The sequence below is a fragment of the Janthinobacterium sp. HH106 genome, assembly GCF_001758725.1.
GTDB lineage: Bacteria > Pseudomonadota > Gammaproteobacteria > Burkholderiales > Burkholderiaceae_D > Janthinobacterium.
In genome coordinates this window covers 186,239-201,297 of record NZ_LRIC01000056.1, presented here as the reverse complement: position 1 = coordinate 201,297, position 15,059 = coordinate 186,239, and the positions used below count along the sequence as shown (strand labels likewise).

The following is a 15,059-nucleotide window of genomic DNA, read 5'->3' as shown; positions in this document are numbered from 1 at the left end:
ATGTATAATGCTGCCATCTGGAAGCGTGGCCGAGTGGTTGAAGGCACTAGTCTTGAAAACTAGCGACGGGTTAAACTGTTCGTGAGTTCGAATCTCACCGCTTCCGCCAGGAAATAAAGAAACCGCCTTCGGGCGGTTTTTTATTGCCTGGCGGAAGCGAGCAGGGCGCCTGCGCGCCCTGCGCGTGAGATTCGAAGGGCTGGGCCTACCGGCCCGCCCCGAATCCTCCAACCGCTGCCGCTGCGCGGCAGCTTCGCGCGCCGCAGGCGCGCGTTCGTGGTTCTAATTAGGTTTTCGACTGAGCAAGCTTTCACAGAACCCGACGCATCAGTCCGTGTCTGAATGGCGGACCTGACCCTCGCGCCCCAGCCCGCCCCGAATCCTCCAACCGCTGCCGCTGCCGCTGCGCGGCAGCCCCGCGCGCCGCAGGCGCGCGTTCGTGGTTCCAATCAGCTTTTCGACTGAGCCAGCTTTCACAGCACCCGACGCATCAGTCCGTGTCCGAATAGCGGACCTGACCCTCGTGCCCCTGTAATAGACGCCCCCGCTTCCTCTCGGTCTACCTTATTCCGTAGCTCATAAACATACCGCTTTTTCCCTGTTCCGGTGTTTCGGGTGTAAATAATTTTGCAGATCGATTAAAGTCAACTGCAAGCGACTTTTCGCTTAAAAAATCATGATAGTGTAAAATTATTAAGAATAATGCTCCTACAGAATGCAGCGCATTTTTGAGATTGGCTTGATGGAAATAATTTGTCCGATCATGCTTTATTTTATTGTAACCATAGCGCCACCATTCTGGACTTTTGTCGTCAACCCATTCATTCCACGGTTGGAGGTTAATGTCCGCCATGCGTATTTTTACATAAGAATTGATGATATTTGGATATTTATTGGTGATTATGGAGTGGTATTTATTGATATTTCCTGCATTAGATCCAGGAGCCATTAATTCACATAATTCGCGGAGAATGTTGTCAATTTCCGCTGAGGATAAAACAATTATTTTTGCAAACTCATTCGAATATGTAGAATAATTTTGTTCGCTAAACTCAACATAGCGCGAGCAGTTAAGTAAGTCTTCTTCAATTGCTAGGTAGTACTCCCAAAATTTCGGACTCATATTGTTCTCCGTAAATTTTTACAGTTTAAAGAATTTAGAGCTAACCCCAGCACTAAGGCTATTGTTTGTTTTTGCATTTGTGACGCGGGAAAGTGTGTCAGAACAGCGTAAATACTTGTTTTATGGCTGAGCTTCCCCAGCTTGCGCTTGCGTGGCTTTGCTCTATGTCCAATGATATGATAACGCCAGAGCCCCGCATAGATGAAAAAAATCATTATATTCATCGTTCGACGGTACAAAAAGTAGGTACTTAGCCACTTGGTGCTATCGAAAACCTTATGAATTATAGTTGTGTGCATTACACCGCTTCCGCTGCTCGGCAGCCTCGCGCGCCGAGGGTGCGCGTTCTTGGTTCTAATCAGCTTTTCGGCTGAGGCAACTTTCACAGCACACGACGCATTAGTCCGTATCTGAATTGCGGACGTGACCCTCACTACGTGCAAGGATTTTCTTGGGTGTTACAGGGCAAGTAGGGGTGGGGTCCCATTCATGTTTTCCCCTCGTTTAGCGCGTTTCCCATTGGAGATTCGACTGGTGTTTTTTTTTGGTCGCGGTGCTCTTGCTGGAACCTGGAGTTCGACTGTAAGGTCTTGATTTAGATAAATTGACTGTATTATGTTTTCCGTGACATCCAGTAAACGCAAAACGTCAGGCATTGTTGCTTTAAAACCTCTGTGTATACTGGCATGCCCAGCTTCAAGGACGGGTTCAATTGCATTTTTTTGTGGTTTTGAAATGAATCCCTCTTCTTGAAAGGCTCTCAAGTTTTTCTCAAACGACATCTTGTCACCAATTTTGTCGATCATGATATGCTCAAGAAGCGCTCGTATTCCTATCACCGCAAGCCGAACATTGCCATTTCGAAGCGCAATGTAGATTTCGCGAATGAAGTCTTGCTTTACGGGATTAGTCAGATCTTCCGTTAAAAAAAGATTCGAAAGCCAGGCTGGTTCTTTACGAATTGTCTTTAGAGGATATTGAGTAATGTAAACGTTGTCGTCATAGCTGCACTCGTATGTGACTATAGTAGTAATATGCTCGCATCCCTTGCATTCTGCTAATACGTGTACTTCTTTCTCGTGGTATGTAGGGCCGTAATCCTCCTCGTTATCGCACCAATTCCTAGTTTTTGTGAATAAAATTTCATGTTTGGTTTCTCTATTGCAATCATTGCAATGATATCGAGTATTTTCTGAGCTCTGTTGCATTTTATATTAAACACGTAATTGATTTAATGAGGATCGCAGGAAACAGTTGCAGTAATCCAACGTAAAAAAGCTGTCGTTACGGCGCGCTCCAAATTTATTGATTCTGCACCCGACGCTGCCTGAATTCTATAAGAGCCTGTGCGACAGCCTCTTCGGGAATACGCGGAATTATATTTATCGGTATGATAACATCACAGTCGACTGGCTCAGCGCCGTCGATTTTTAGTTCAACAGTGCGATTCGCGACAACGCTGTGGAAATAGCGTGTGAAATCTTCAACATCTTCTTCGCCAAAGTCGCTTCCGTCACGTATGCCGCTCTCATCCAGCAGCGTATGCATGCGTCCGTTTACCACGTCCATTGCGAACGCAAGAAGTATAGTGTTGCGAACGCTCAGTAAAATGAATTTCAATACGCCGTCGCTGCATTCCGTCGGCACCAATTTCATAGTCTCAAACTGCTTTGGGGGCGAGTCAGGCCAAAGCCTTACAGATACGATTGCTTCGTTGAGTTTGCCTAAGTCGCCGACCTCTGTCACTCGGCCGCCAACTTTTAAATTAGCTACCGCCGCCTTAGGCATTAGCTCATGCCAAGGTGCTACTCGGTCTCGTATGCGGTAGAGGTCTGACTCATCAGGCACGCCGGCGTCCACCTTAATATATTGGATTGCCAGTGCTGCGATAATATTGAGGTCGGCAGCGATGCGCTGACGGTCTGCAGGAATGTCCGGATCCACTATGTTGCCACCAACGCTCGCATGAGCGACGGCGCAGCGTCCCGACTCGAAAAGGTGACGATTGACGTTGACGCCCTGGCCATTTAGCTCATTGATTCTTTTTACTGCTTGCTCATCCGTGAGAAGGGCTAAGTTTCGCTCAACCCAAGCAATACGGTCGTTTGCCTTGAATTGACTCTCGATGACCTTGAAAAACGACAAAAATGAATAAGGTCCATGCACATGCTCCAGTCGACGTCCTTCTCGCAAAAATGCGAGGGCCTTGCGTACTTGGTCGTCCTCAATGACGGGCATGTGGTTACAGCTAAAAGTTCTGTGGCCTGACTGCAAAAGGGTTGCGAACTTTGTACTGGTAGAGTAACGAATCATACGACTGCCCCAGACTTGCCCGGTGATATCAACGTAACCCCGCTTGTAAAAGCCGAGCACGGAAGTGAACCGATACACACGTGCCAATGCCTCATCGCGATTATTCTGCTTCACGGGCGTACTAATACTAGGGCTGATACGTTGTTCGCCCTCCTGCCGCGCGCCATGGAGCAGATACTCGGCACCATCGTAATTTAACCAAACGTCGTCCTGAGGCCAAGCTATAGAGGAGGCTACGCCTACCGTAAGCCAGCCAAGGTGGTCGGCCACCTTGGCCAAGGCGTCGTCCCCGAAAAGGTGATGAATGTATGGTGTCTTCATGACTGACAATAATACGCGGTACGCATGTGCCTCGGGGATTTTCTCAGATATCGCACCTCGTTCATAGAATGGATATGCTGTTGCATCATTAATGCGTGATCCTGCGAGATGTTTTCACCCACGCGGCGAGGACACACACAGTCTTTTTTGCATCAATTTTCGGGTGTAGGTATCTTCGTAGGTATGATATTTCTAAGTGGCTTGAAAGTGAGATGAAACCTAACCATTCGTATTACACCGCAGCCTCCGCGCCGCAGCCCCCACGCGCCCCAGCCGCGCATTCGTCGTTCCAATCAGCCGAACCAGCTTTCACAGCATCCACGCCTAAGCCCGTGTCTCAATAGCAGACCAGACCCCAGTACGTTTCATGGCAATTCCAACAACACCACCCCACCAGCATGGTATATAACGAATACACGTCACGGCATGTGTGACGCACGTAGCCGGCGAGTGTTGTGCTCGCCCGGAAACCTCATAAGGAGACCGCTATGCCAAAATACGTTATTGAGCGTGATATTCCCGGGGCCGGGAAGTTGTCTGAGCAAGAACTTCAAGCCATTTCGCGGAAGTCCTGCAGTGTCTTAAACAAGATGGGGCCACAAATTCAATGGCTGCAAAGCTATGTTACTGGCGATAAAATCTATTGTGTTTACATCGCTGAAAATGAAGCGCAGGTTCGCGAACATGCCCAGCAAGGTGGCTTTCCTGCAAACCGCGTGTCGGAAGTCATCTCAGTCATTGATCCGACTACGGCAGAGTAGTTCCGCCGCCAATGTACTTGAGTCTCGTCCCTGGCGGAGCTTGACTCGGGCAGGGATGAGTTGTGCGTTACATGACCGTTTGGGAAGACGTTGACCGAGCGGCATGGGGCGTGAGTAACCATCAGTCCGCGTCATCACCGTATCGACTGTATCGAGCCTCTGACGAGTCGGCCTGCGTAGCTTTTGCGCCGAGCCGGCTTCTACGACGCCCAACGCATCCGTTCGTGTCCAAATGACGGAACTGCCCGTCGCGTTGGGGAATCTCAGGAGTTTGCTGGCATACCTGCGGCGCGTTGTGGCCTCTTGTCGACCGGCACAAACACTTCCCATTTATGTTGTATTGTCGGCTTTACGGTCCTGGCGCAACTCACAGCAACATTCGGTCCAGAAAGGCCATGGCTCTTCGGCACCCATGCCACATGCAAAGGTAGCGCGCATTTCGTCACCAGAATCTTCCGGTTCGGCTCCAATACTTGCCACCGTGTGCCGTTTTTGGCATTTTCTGCTGCCATGAACTTGACTGCGGCCTCCCTGATCTCAAACAAGCCATGTATGTCACCGCGGGTTCTATCTTCGTCAAGCGTGGCAGCGATTGCCGAGGCGATGCCAGCGGCAAGAAAAAGAGCGCCGGCAAGGGCGGCGCACATGCGTTGATTCCATCGTAACGGTAGCTGCATCTTTACACTCCTTGCCGAGGCTGTTTGATATCCCCCGCCATCACAAAATCAAGCCACTTCATCGCGCCTGAACATGAATTGTTGACGCTGAATGCCTTGCGTGACGAAGTCCGCATCGGGCGGGATTGTTTCCCAGAAAAAAACATGTTTAAAAATGGGGATTTTGTTGAATTTTTTCGAACGAAATATCCATCTGTTTTTCGTGAAATCGCTGTAACGGTCGCCCTTGAACTGTTTATGTACAGTTGTAAAAGGAAGCAACTTTTCCGCAATATCCGGGAAAGAATAATCTGGGTGGTTATCCTTGAATTTCTCGAAAATTGCAAATTGATCTCTGCAGATAACTTGAATGGCCGTTTCTGGCATGCGATAGCGCGGGGACCACAGGACATTCCAGCCTGATTCGATTTCATTGATGAATTTTACCAGGCACGGCGTCATGATATAGGCGTCCGACTCGATATGGATGATTTTATCCACGCCTAATTCATTGGCCACCTTGACCGAGTGCAGAAAGCTGCGCCACCAGCCGGGGTAGTCAGCCCCGCTTTGCCTTCCCAGGTTGTTGTCGAAGTGAATGATGAGATTTTTATCGTCATTCGAAGCCAGAGGAGCGCTATGGGAAACTGTCTTGATAATGTCGGCAGGCGGAAGAAATGGCGACCCATCGTCAATCATTATCTTCTTTACTGCATCGATTGGAATGTCTTTATAGTAATCGAGCCACCGTTGATACCGGCTTTCCCATGATGGTGCATCTTTTATAAAGCTGGTGCAGAATATAATGGCTTTCATTTGCTAAACACATTCCTTGTGTCGGAAAAAATACAGGTTATTCACGGATTATTAAAATTTTCAACTATTTTAGCAGATCGGAGGCGGTTTAATCACTGAACGGGCATGCCGGCGATGTGGCCGCTGGCAGCATGGCGCCTCTGGCGCGCACTCCTGGCGCCCCGTCACAGGTGCCGTATCATCCACATGCCGCGATCATCGCTGCTTATACTAGGTGCATGGCAGAGGTTTCCCATGCGCCATCTCCTTACACCCGTGAACCAATGAAAAACACCACTGTCGAATATCGTCATAACTTTCCTCTTGATCCGCTGGACGTTGTTCGCGTCTTCGATCAGTCCGGGATCAAGCGGCCCACCAGCAGCCTCCCGCGAATCGCGCGCATGTTTGCCGCGCCTTGTCTGGTGCTGTCGGCATGGGGGGATGGCCAGCTTGTGGGGCTGGCCCGGTCGCTGACCGACCATGCGTATTGCTGTTATCTCTCGGATCTGGCGGTAGACAAGCAATACCAGGGCCTGAGTATCGGCAAAGCGCTTGTCCAGCGCACCCAGGCCGTCATCGGCGACGAAGTGTCCCTGATATTGCTTTCCGCCCCTGATGCCATGTCCTACTATCCGACGCTCGGTTTTGAGCCTGCCGCCAATGCTTTTATCATTCAGCGCAAACATTAAGTGAGCGCTTCCAGGAACGCTTGTGCCCTTATGAAACCCGTCTACACCCTCGCCGAAGCCCTGGCGCAAGACCCCGCTCGCGTGGCCAAGACCCAGGCTCTTACCCTCGACAGCTCCCGGCCCCACATGGGCCTGAAAGGCAGGCACGGCCTGTTCGCCTCCGTAGCATGGTGGGAAAGCATCAAAGCCGGCCGCATCCAGACGCAAACGTTGATGGGCTGTATCGAGCGCACGTATTTCGCGGGCCAGGATAGCCGGCGCGGCGATCAAGTCAACAGCTTCACTTTGCGTCTGGCCGATGGCTCGACAGTCGACGAGAGCATCTACACGCATCGGAAGCAGGACATCAAGCTGTTCGTGCCCGGCGCCACGGTGACGATGGTGTATGCGCTGGACGAGATGAAGGCGCAGGCGGCTGACGGTGGTGCCTGCTACGCGCGGATCGTGCTGGAAGTGTCCGTTTCTGCGTCATAAGGCGCTTATATCCACTTGATACCGCTGCCATGAGCCTCCTGTTCTCTGTCAACAACATCCCTCCAGGTTTGCATTAAATTAAGGGTATTTGATGATGATGGAGGCGAGATGAACGACGAACTCAGTGGTGAGAAATGGGGGCGAAAATTTCCAGGCAGCACCAACACCAGGGATTTGTCAGGAAATTTTCGTTTGGCAGTAGAAGATTTTCTATATGCAATGAAAGAGGCGGGGATCAGGGCTGCAATCAATGCCACCTACAGACCGCCGCAGCGCTCCTACCTGATGCATTATGCGTGGAAAATCGCAAGAAAACAGCTTGATCCCCAACACATCCCGAAAATGGCGGGTGTGCATATAGAATGGGATCACGGCGAAATTGACGCATCTGTCAAGGCTGCAAAGGCAATGTTGATTGTCTTGCAGATTAATCATTTACCCATCAAACCCGCACTGCGCTCGCAACACAATTCTGGTCTGGCGATTGATATGGATTTGCTGTGGAGCGGAACGGTTGAGGTGAAAGATGCGAGCGGCAATCTGGTGAGGATTGCCACTTTGCCTAGGACGGGCATGAACAGGCAACTTATTGCGGTCGCTGCAACATATGGGGTAAAGAAATACAGCGGGCCTGGAAGCGACCGGCCACACTGGTCCAATAATGGCTATTAAAGGAAAGTCATGCGAAAATTTCTTCTGATAGTGCCTATTTGCTTTGTTCTTCCTTTTGCCTTTTCAGCCGAGCCACTCCCTAAGGATGTCAGCAGATTTATCTATAACGCCGAAGCATGTGAGCACCTGGCGGGAGAATTTGATGGAGAGCTACCTAAGCGGCAGCAGGATGATCTCCTCAAGAACATACATCAATACTGCAAGGTGGCGCAAAATCAGCTGAGAGTTCTTGAGGTGAAATATAAAGGCAATGCCAAAATAATGAAGGTCATCAAGAGTCATGCCAATGATGCGGTAAGCAGTTATGAGGGGGAATGACATACGCTGGTCTTCTGGGGGCACGCAGGGTGCAAGCTGCCGCCGCAGTAATCTTCGCAAAATTGACTTAAGCAAATTCCCAACCGAAATTCGTTTGACCGTCCTCCGCGCCAGGTCTAGAGTCGTCAACGAGACCTCAACCGACCCCATCGCCCCCATGGCCAAGCCCTTTCCCCTGAACCCGAAGAACCCCGAGCGCATCTGCTGGGGTTGCGACAAGTATTGTCCGCCGGACGCCATGCGCTGCGGCAATGGTTCCGAACGCACGCAGCATCCGGTCGAGCTGTTTGGCGAAGGCTGGAATGACTGGGGGCTGGCGGTGGCCGACAAGGAAGAGGATACGACGACGCCTTGAGCCGACGGTGGCCAGGCGGCACACTGCTTGTCAGCGGCTGAAACCTGGCGGAAGCCGTCGATTCCGGGTTTGGTGCATGGGCCAGCCTTCGGCATTCCCCATCTGAAACTAAAAAGGGCTGAGCCCTGTGCAAGACAGGACTCAGCCCTTGGCTATTGGCGCATCATCACGCCGGTAGCAGAGGATTACATGAAGTGGTAATTGGCGCTGATGCGGAAGTAGCGGCCTTGACCATTGTGCAACTGCGGATTGAAGCCTTCCACTGGGTAACGTGGATCATATGGCGCCTTGATATCAAACAGGTTCTTGATATTGAACGACAGGGTCAGATCCTTGAAGCCCGTGTAGGAGTACGCCATATTGGTCGTCGTCCAGCTCTTCACGTCGCAGCTGCTGATGTAGTTGCTGTACTTCGGCAAACCACCGAGCCCATATGCCGACTTCGGCTGACCCACGCCGTACTGGCAGTATGGTTTCTCGTAGACCACATTGTTGTCGCTACGGCGCAGCAACGATACGGGACCGACGAAATCTACCGATGTCGTCAGCGAGTGGTCGCCACGGGTCCAGTTGACCGACAGGTTGCCGCGGTTCTTGGGATTGTCGCCGACCGAAGTAGCATAGTCGGACAGGCCGCCGTTCGCACCGGAGGTATCGGTTGCCACTTCGCCCGGACGTTCCGCGCGCTTGAAGCTCATCAGATAGCTCCAGTTCAGGTTGGCGGTCAGACGGCCCAGATCGCCCAGCGATTTGCGGTACGCCACTTCGAAATCGATGCCCTGCACTTCGGTGCTGCCCTGGTTCACATACGAACGGTTGACCTGGGAAATCGGACCGGAGTTAGGCACCACGTTGCCATTGGCGTCGGTCACCAGATTGGCCGGATTGTTATCGCGTATCACGCTGCCAGGATAGCGGTCTTGACGATCCACCATGTATTGCGCGCTGAACAAAGCGGTTTCATCCACTTTCTTGATGCGGTAGTAATCGACCAGCACGTCGATTTCCTTGGTCGGCGCCAGAATCAGGCCCAGCGAGTAGCTCTTCGATGTTTCAGGGCGCAGATCAGGCGTGGCTGCGGATAGGCTGGAAATGCCTTTCTTGCAATCAGTTTTATCCGCGCCGGTGGCCGGATTGACGCCGTCCGGGCAGCGCAGCGGGTCAACCACGTTGCTGAACGATTGCACGCCGCCAGGCGAAACCTGGGTCAGCGCTGGTGCACGGAAACCTTCGGCATAGGTGCTGCGAACGGCTACGCGGTCGCTGATGGTCCACTTGGCGCCGACTTTCGGCACGAAGTTGCCCTTCAGGTTAGGGTATTTATCGTAACGGCCGGCAAAGTCCATTTCAAAGTATTTCGCAAACGGCGTGCGTACTTCGATGAATGTCGAGCTGACATTGCGTTGGCCATCGGCCGACGAGTTGGCCAGGCCGATGATGTCGCCGCGCTGCGTCGCCATGTCTGGCGTCAGGCCGATTTTTTCTTGACGGAATTCGGCGCCGAACGCCACGCCGACCTGGCCGCCGGCCAGCTGGCCAAATGCGGTACTCGCCTTGGCGTCGACTTGCGTTACCTGGGCAAAGCCGCGGTTTTCCAGGTCACGCGTGACGCTAGGGTCGGCATTGACCTGCGCCAGGGTCCAGTTCTGCGTCATGACCTTTTCCAGGGTCGGACGATACAGCATGCCGTTCCAGTTTTCGGTGCGTTCGGCTCGGTTCCACAGTAAGGCCGTTTCCCAATCCCACGCACCTGTCGTGCCGCGCACGCCAGCGAGCAAGCGATAGCTTTCGTTCAGATTGGAGGCGCCGCCCGGGGCGCTGACGCGGTAGCCGACAGCGGCGCGCTGCGTCGGGAATGGATTGTCAGGATGACCTACCGGCAAGATCATCTGGAACTGCTGCGGTGCGCCGTTGAGTTGATACACGGTAGTCGAAGCCGTGCTGCGGAAGGCCGTCGGCACGCGCAGATAGGTGCGCTCCGAACGGCTGTAGCCGGCTTCGGCAAAGGCGGTCACGTCGTCATTGATCTCGAACGTGGCGCGCGACAGCACGTTGGCATCCTTGCCGGCGCTTTGCACTTCGGCGTAATCGTCGATGTTGAAGTTGCAGAAGGTGCGGCCTACCAGCGGGTCGCTTGCCAGCATGTTATGCGCCGCCATGTTGCCGGTGATTTGCTGCGACGCCGGGCAGTCCAGGCGGTTGATGATTTGCGCGCGCTGGGCGTAGGTGGTGGCGAAGTTCTTCGTGCCAGGCTTCGTTTCAGCGTAGAAGAAAGGCGACGTGGTCAGGCTGCTGGAGAAAGGGTTCAGGCGGCCGTTGATGTCGGCATACATGCCTTTCTCGACGTCATTTTCGTTCTTGATGATGGTGCTGTCGCGCTTGGCTACGTCAAAGCTGACGAAGGCATTGAAGCGGTCCTTGCCAAAGCCGAAGATACCGCTGGCGCTCTTGCGGGCAAATTCGCCGTCGTCGTTGGCGCTGATGCTGGCGCTCATTTCGGCGCCAGTGTACTTGGTTTTCGTAATGAAGTTGACGACGCCGGCGATGGCGTCGGAACCGTACACGGCCGATGCGCCATCCTTGAATACTTCGACGCGTTCGATGGCCGAGACGGGAATGCTGTTCAAGTCATAGACGGCCGATTTTCCCTGATTCGGGTCGGCATAGGCGGATGCGGTGATACGGCGGCCATTGAGCAAAATCAGCGTGGAAGACGAACCGAGGCCACGCATGGAGGCGGTTGCCGCACCGCGGGCAAAGCCGCCGTCGGTCACGTCCACCGACGAGCCCGATCCGAAGGCAGGAATCGAGTGCAACAGTTCGGCCACAGTATTGGCGCCGGTAGCGGCAATCTGCTTGGCATTCAAGGTCTGGATAGGCGAGGAGCCTTCTTTTTCAGTGCGCTTGATGTTCGAACCGGTCACCAGGACTTTTTGCAATGCCGGTTCTGCCGGTGCTTCCTGGGCAAACGCCATATGGGATGAGGACAATGTCAATGCGACAGCGACGACGCTGCGCTTCAAAACAAACTTCTTAGTCAATTCACTTCTCCGTACGAGTCATTCTCAGGACCCGTTATATGTGAAAAACTGTTGAAACAAGCACCTTGCGATAGGCACGCGCCTGCCAACTCGATCTAGTTTGACCGTTCAATTGCAGTCATTTTTTGTAAAATGTGATATTCATTTTACCTAGAAGACACATAAAAACATTTCCATATGGGAAATGTCAATTTTATCTATCACTGTTGCTCTTATTTACAACAGTAAAGATTTTCTTTACAAATGGATGCTGCTGAAATTTCCGTGTTTTCGGAAGATGATGATCGGAAGGAAACGCGCGCAGCGTGAGGCAACGAGGCGGTGGACATGAGAGAACATGCCGCTCCAGACGGAAATCCCATGCTTCAAGGCGATTGCCTTGTGGGTAATTCATGCATGGAGGAAATTGTCAACAGGCGTTTTTTTGATGACGGTGGCGTGGCTGTCGCCAATACGCGAAATCGTCATGCTCGACAGCACGGGTGGCGGCGGGAAATACGATGGAGCTGCGCATGACAGGGGACGACGAAAGCGCTGCGACGGCGTCCCTTGCTGTCAGTTGAGCACGAACTCCAGCACGTCGTCGCCATACTTGTCCGTCTCGCCCGTCGCCGTCCAGCCCAGGTAGCGGTAAAAGCCGTAGGAGCGCGAGGCGGGGTCGCTGGAGCAGCCGAGGAACAGCCGCTGGTGGCCCTGCGCGCGCAGCTCGGCCATCACCAGTTCCAGCAAGGTCTTGCCGATGCCCAGGCCTTCGAATTCCGGCAGCAGCGCCAGGACGATGATTTCGCCCGTGTCGCGCTCGCCGAAGCAGTAGCCGGCCAGCTGGCCATCGTGATGGCAGACCTGGCCGGGCAGGCTGCCCGAGCGCATCATCTCGGCCCAGGTGTCGGCCGTGATGCCCACTTCCGCCAGGCGTTCTTTGGAAACGGCGTTTTGCCGCGTCTTGCCGCGCAAGGCGATGAAGGCCGCGGTATCTTCCGCCCTGGCGGCATGGAAAGTAATTGATGCTGAATGTGTCGTCATGTGTGCGTTCATTGTTCGATGGTATTGAAGGATTTACTCCCAGGATTTGCGCATGGTTTGCGCATGGCGCTGCCAGTCAACGACGTTGGTATGTTCGATGGCTTGCTGGCCTGGATTGCCGCTATCGATCTTTTCATCCTTGACGATGACCAGGTCGTTTTTATCGTTCAATCCATATTCCCGGTAGCGCTCGCAATCCTGTGCGCGCCGGGCGACGGTGATTAATTTGTTAGCCTGCCACTTATAGCTGTCTTCATAAAAGCATTGCGCCGCGCAACCGCAATTGGCGATGCCGCCTTCGATTCTTTGCCCGGCGATGCTGATATCGAGATTCGGAATGGCCGATAAGGGTTTGTTGAAACTGTATTGTTTTGCTTGCGCATCCCACAGCCACACGTCGGAACAGCGGATGCGTCCCTGGCTATCCGTATAGCCGGTGACCCACAGGTCGGCATGGCCGTCGAAATTCATGTCGGCCAGCAGCGCGTGCAAATTGCCCGTGCCGCTGGTGCTGCAACTGCCAGTCATCCACTGCTTGCCGATTTTCAGCTGGTAGGTCTGTTTTTCATCATGATTCGCATAGCGGATATCGGCCGCTTGCCGTACTTTCCCTGTCGCGGCTTTATCCAGATGCAGCGTACCGCCATAAGCGGACGTGGAAAGCAGGGATAAAAGCAGAACAATCAATTTCATGGCGTTATTCTTCGGGCACAATGCCCCGATTGCATCAGGTGGAGAATGATCATAACGCAGGATATGGGCAATGCGCCACACGGTTTCTATCGTGCATTCTGCCTGTAACAGTGCTGTGTACAATGCCAAAAATCCCCGAACAAGGAATCTTCATGACTGTTTCCAGCGCATCTTTTAATGAAGCAGGCATCCTCGCTTATAACGACGGCAATTACGCCGAGGCCTTTAAACAATTCGATGCTGCCGCGCGCACCGCCGATCCCGCCGGCCAGCATTTATTGGCCAGCCTGTATTACCAGGGCCATGGCGTGACGCAAGACTTGCCGAAAGCGGTGGAATTGTTCACGGCGGCCGCGCAGGCGGGCTTTCCCCCGTCGCTGGCCAACCTGGCCCTGATGTATGCAAGCGGCGACGGCGTCGCGCAAGACATGGCGCAATCGCTCGCGTACGGACGCCAGGCGGCCGAGGCGGGCGATGGCCAGTCGCAATTCAACCTGGCGCAGGCCTACCGCAAGGGCGATGGCGTACCGCAAGACTATGCCGAGGCGGCGTTCTGGTACAAGCAGGCGGCCGAGGCCGGTTCCCTGTCGGCGCAGAACGAATACGGCTTGCTGTACGCGCAAGGGCAGGGCGTGGAGCTCGATTACGTGCAGGCGTACGCATGGATCGCCATGCCGGCCGAGGCGGGCAGCACGCAATCGATCAAGAACCGCGACCAGTTGCTGGAGATCCTCACGCCCTCACAGCAGCAGGCGGCGCGCACGCTGGCGGCCGAGTATGCGGCGCAATACGGCGTCAATCCCCACTGAACGACGATTTCGCCGGCACCTTGGTCAGCACGCCCGCCGCATCGAGTTCATAGCTGTCGAAATCGCGCGCGAGGAACAGTTCACCCGAGTAATGCAGCCGGGCTTCCGCTTCCAGCTCGGCCATGCCTTCCGCATTATGATAGCGGGCGCTGAAGTGCGTGAGGATCAGATTCGGCAAGCGGACCGCTTCGGCAAACTGCGCCACGCGCTGCACGGAACTGTGCGTGGGGCCGGGTCCCACTTTCTGCAGCATGGCTTCCGTGTAGGTGGCTTCATGCACGAGCAATTGCGCATCGGCACAGGCGTCCGTCAGCAAGGACGGCGTGTCGTTGTCGCCGCCGATCACCACGGTGGCGCGCTGCGTTTCCGTCTGGCGGAAAGCGGCGGCGCGCAAGACCGTGCCATCGTCGAGCAGCGCATCCTGGCCCGTCTGCAATAGCCCCCAGGCGGGGCCGGGCGGCGCGCCGGCCGCCTGCAGGGCCGTCTTGTCCAGTTTCCACCTGCTCGTTTCCAGCGCAAAACGATACGCCACGCTCGGTGCGCGGTGCGACAGCGCGTGGCGCGAGACGGTCAAGCCCGCTGCTGCATGGACGACTGGCGCGCTGTCCACGTCGATGTGGATCAGCGGGTACGTCAAAAACAGTTCCGTGTGCAGCAGGGTCGCGTCGATCCAGGCCTTGATCGCGGCCGGGGCGATCAGCAGCAAGGGTTTCTTGCGCCCCGTCATCGAGGCGCTGGCCAGCAGGCCCGGCAGCCCATAGCTGTGGTCGCCATGCACGTGGGTGATGCAGATGCCCACCAGGTCGTGTACGGACAAGGGCAGGCGCTGCAGCCGGTGCTGCGTGGCTTCGCCGCAATCGATCATCCACCAGTCGCGGTTGTGCGTGGTTTGCAGGGCCAGCGAGGTGACGTTGCGGTGGCGCGTGGGCACGCCGGAAGACGTGCCGAGAAAAGTCAGTTTGAACATGGGCGCATTATGCGGCAAGCCACCGCCGTTGCCAACGCGCCCGCCT

The 15,059-nt window shown here is 54.3% G+C and carries 16 protein-coding genes and 1 tRNA gene; 8 read left to right on the top strand and 9 right to left on the bottom strand.

Annotated elements, in window-relative coordinates:
- Positions 1-19 precede the first annotated feature (19 nt).
- A tRNA-Ser gene (locus tag JAB8_RS21875) sits at positions 20-109 on the top strand.
- A 450-nt stretch (positions 110-559) separates the two neighbouring features.
- Here JAB8_RS21875 and JAB8_RS29235 read toward each other — a convergent pair.
- The 3 genes from JAB8_RS29235 to mauJ form a co-directional block, all read right to left on the bottom strand.
- Positions 560-1,123 (bottom strand): hypothetical protein, encoded by a 564-nt coding sequence (locus JAB8_RS29235; protein ID WP_071654452.1) that lies wholly within the window; start codon positions 1,121-1,123, stop codon positions 560-562.
- 458 nt (positions 1,124-1,581) lie between these two features.
- Positions 1,582-2,331 carry a DUF4145 domain-containing protein gene (locus JAB8_RS30190; RefSeq protein ID WP_083287846.1) on the bottom strand — a complete coding sequence of 250 codons (750 nt, stop codon included), beginning with the start codon at positions 2,329-2,331 and terminating at the stop codon, positions 1,582-1,584.
- Between the two features lie 94 nt (positions 2,332-2,425).
- Complete coding sequence (mauJ, locus tag JAB8_RS21870; protein WP_070291388.1) at positions 2,426-3,757, bottom strand: methylamine utilization protein MauJ; 1,332 nt, start codon at positions 3,755-3,757, stop codon at positions 2,426-2,428.
- 488 nt (positions 3,758-4,245) lie between these two features.
- Here mauJ and JAB8_RS21865 point away from each other — a divergent pair, with 488 nt between their 5' ends.
- Positions 4,246-4,518: a DUF4242 domain-containing protein gene (locus JAB8_RS21865; protein WP_070224858.1), complete on the top strand. Its 273-nt coding sequence runs from the start codon at positions 4,246-4,248 to the stop codon at positions 4,516-4,518.
- Positions 4,519-4,781: 263 nt separating this feature from the next.
- Here JAB8_RS21865 and JAB8_RS29230 read toward each other — a convergent pair whose 3' ends face one another.
- Together JAB8_RS29230 and JAB8_RS21860 are read right to left on the bottom strand one after the other, a co-directional pair.
- Positions 4,782-5,165, bottom strand: coding sequence for a hypothetical protein (locus JAB8_RS29230; protein WP_071654450.1), 384 nt, complete (start codon positions 5,163-5,165; stop codon positions 4,782-4,784).
- Positions 5,166-5,243: 78 nt separating this feature from the next.
- Positions 5,244-5,990 carry a hypothetical protein gene (locus tag JAB8_RS21860; protein WP_070291387.1) on the bottom strand — a complete coding sequence of 249 codons (747 nt, stop codon included), beginning with the start codon at positions 5,988-5,990 and terminating at the stop codon, positions 5,244-5,246.
- Positions 5,991-6,253: 263 nt separating this feature from the next.
- On the opposite strand from JAB8_RS21860, the gene JAB8_RS21855 reads away from it, so the two are divergent.
- From JAB8_RS21855 to JAB8_RS21835, 5 genes are all read left to right on the top strand, one after another.
- A complete protein-coding gene (locus JAB8_RS21855; RefSeq protein WP_070291386.1) occupies positions 6,254-6,661 on the top strand; it encodes a GNAT family N-acetyltransferase in 408 nt (135 codons plus the stop codon).
- Between the two features lie 30 nt (positions 6,662-6,691).
- Positions 6,692-7,135, top strand: a complete 444-nt coding sequence (locus JAB8_RS21850; protein ID WP_070291385.1) for a hypothetical protein — start codon at positions 6,692-6,694, stop codon at positions 7,133-7,135.
- A gap of 108 nt (positions 7,136-7,243) precedes the next feature.
- On the top strand, positions 7,244-7,807 hold the full coding sequence (locus tag JAB8_RS21845; RefSeq protein WP_070291384.1) for a hypothetical protein: 564 nt from the start codon (positions 7,244-7,246) through the stop codon (positions 7,805-7,807).
- Between the two features lie 9 nt (positions 7,808-7,816).
- Entirely contained in the window at positions 7,817-8,125 is a 309-nt protein-coding gene (locus JAB8_RS29225; protein ID WP_071653839.1) for a hypothetical protein, read from the top strand.
- Between the two features lie 157 nt (positions 8,126-8,282).
- Positions 8,283-8,480, top strand: a complete 198-nt coding sequence (locus JAB8_RS21835) for a DUF3079 domain-containing protein (RefSeq protein ID WP_070291382.1) — start codon at positions 8,283-8,285, stop codon at positions 8,478-8,480.
- A 185-nt stretch (positions 8,481-8,665) separates the two neighbouring features.
- On the opposite strand, the gene JAB8_RS21830 is transcribed toward JAB8_RS21835, so the two are convergent.
- The 3 genes from JAB8_RS21830 to JAB8_RS21820 form a co-directional block, all read right to left on the bottom strand.
- Positions 8,666-11,470, bottom strand: coding sequence for a TonB-dependent receptor (locus JAB8_RS21830; RefSeq protein WP_139143128.1), 2,805 nt, complete (start codon positions 11,468-11,470; stop codon positions 8,666-8,668).
- A 606-nt stretch (positions 11,471-12,076) separates the two neighbouring features.
- On the bottom strand, positions 12,077-12,544 hold the full coding sequence (locus tag JAB8_RS21825) for a GNAT family N-acetyltransferase (protein WP_070291380.1): 468 nt from the start codon (positions 12,542-12,544) through the stop codon (positions 12,077-12,079).
- 33 nt (positions 12,545-12,577) lie between these two features.
- Complete coding sequence (locus tag JAB8_RS21820) at positions 12,578-13,360, bottom strand: hypothetical protein (RefSeq protein ID WP_175445229.1); 783 nt, start codon at positions 13,358-13,360, stop codon at positions 12,578-12,580.
- A gap of 29 nt (positions 13,361-13,389) precedes the next feature.
- Between JAB8_RS21820 and JAB8_RS21815 the strand changes: the two genes are divergently transcribed.
- Positions 13,390-14,046, top strand: a complete 657-nt coding sequence (locus JAB8_RS21815) for a tetratricopeptide repeat protein (protein WP_175445228.1) — start codon at positions 13,390-13,392, stop codon at positions 14,044-14,046.
- On the opposite strand, the gene JAB8_RS21810 is transcribed toward JAB8_RS21815, so the two are convergent.
- Positions 14,033-15,013 carry a ribonuclease Z gene (locus JAB8_RS21810; RefSeq protein WP_070291377.1) on the bottom strand — a complete coding sequence of 327 codons (981 nt, stop codon included), beginning with the start codon at positions 15,011-15,013 and terminating at the stop codon, positions 14,033-14,035. The genes JAB8_RS21815 and JAB8_RS21810 overlap by 14 nt on opposite strands.
- Positions 15,014-15,059 lie beyond the last annotated feature (46 nt).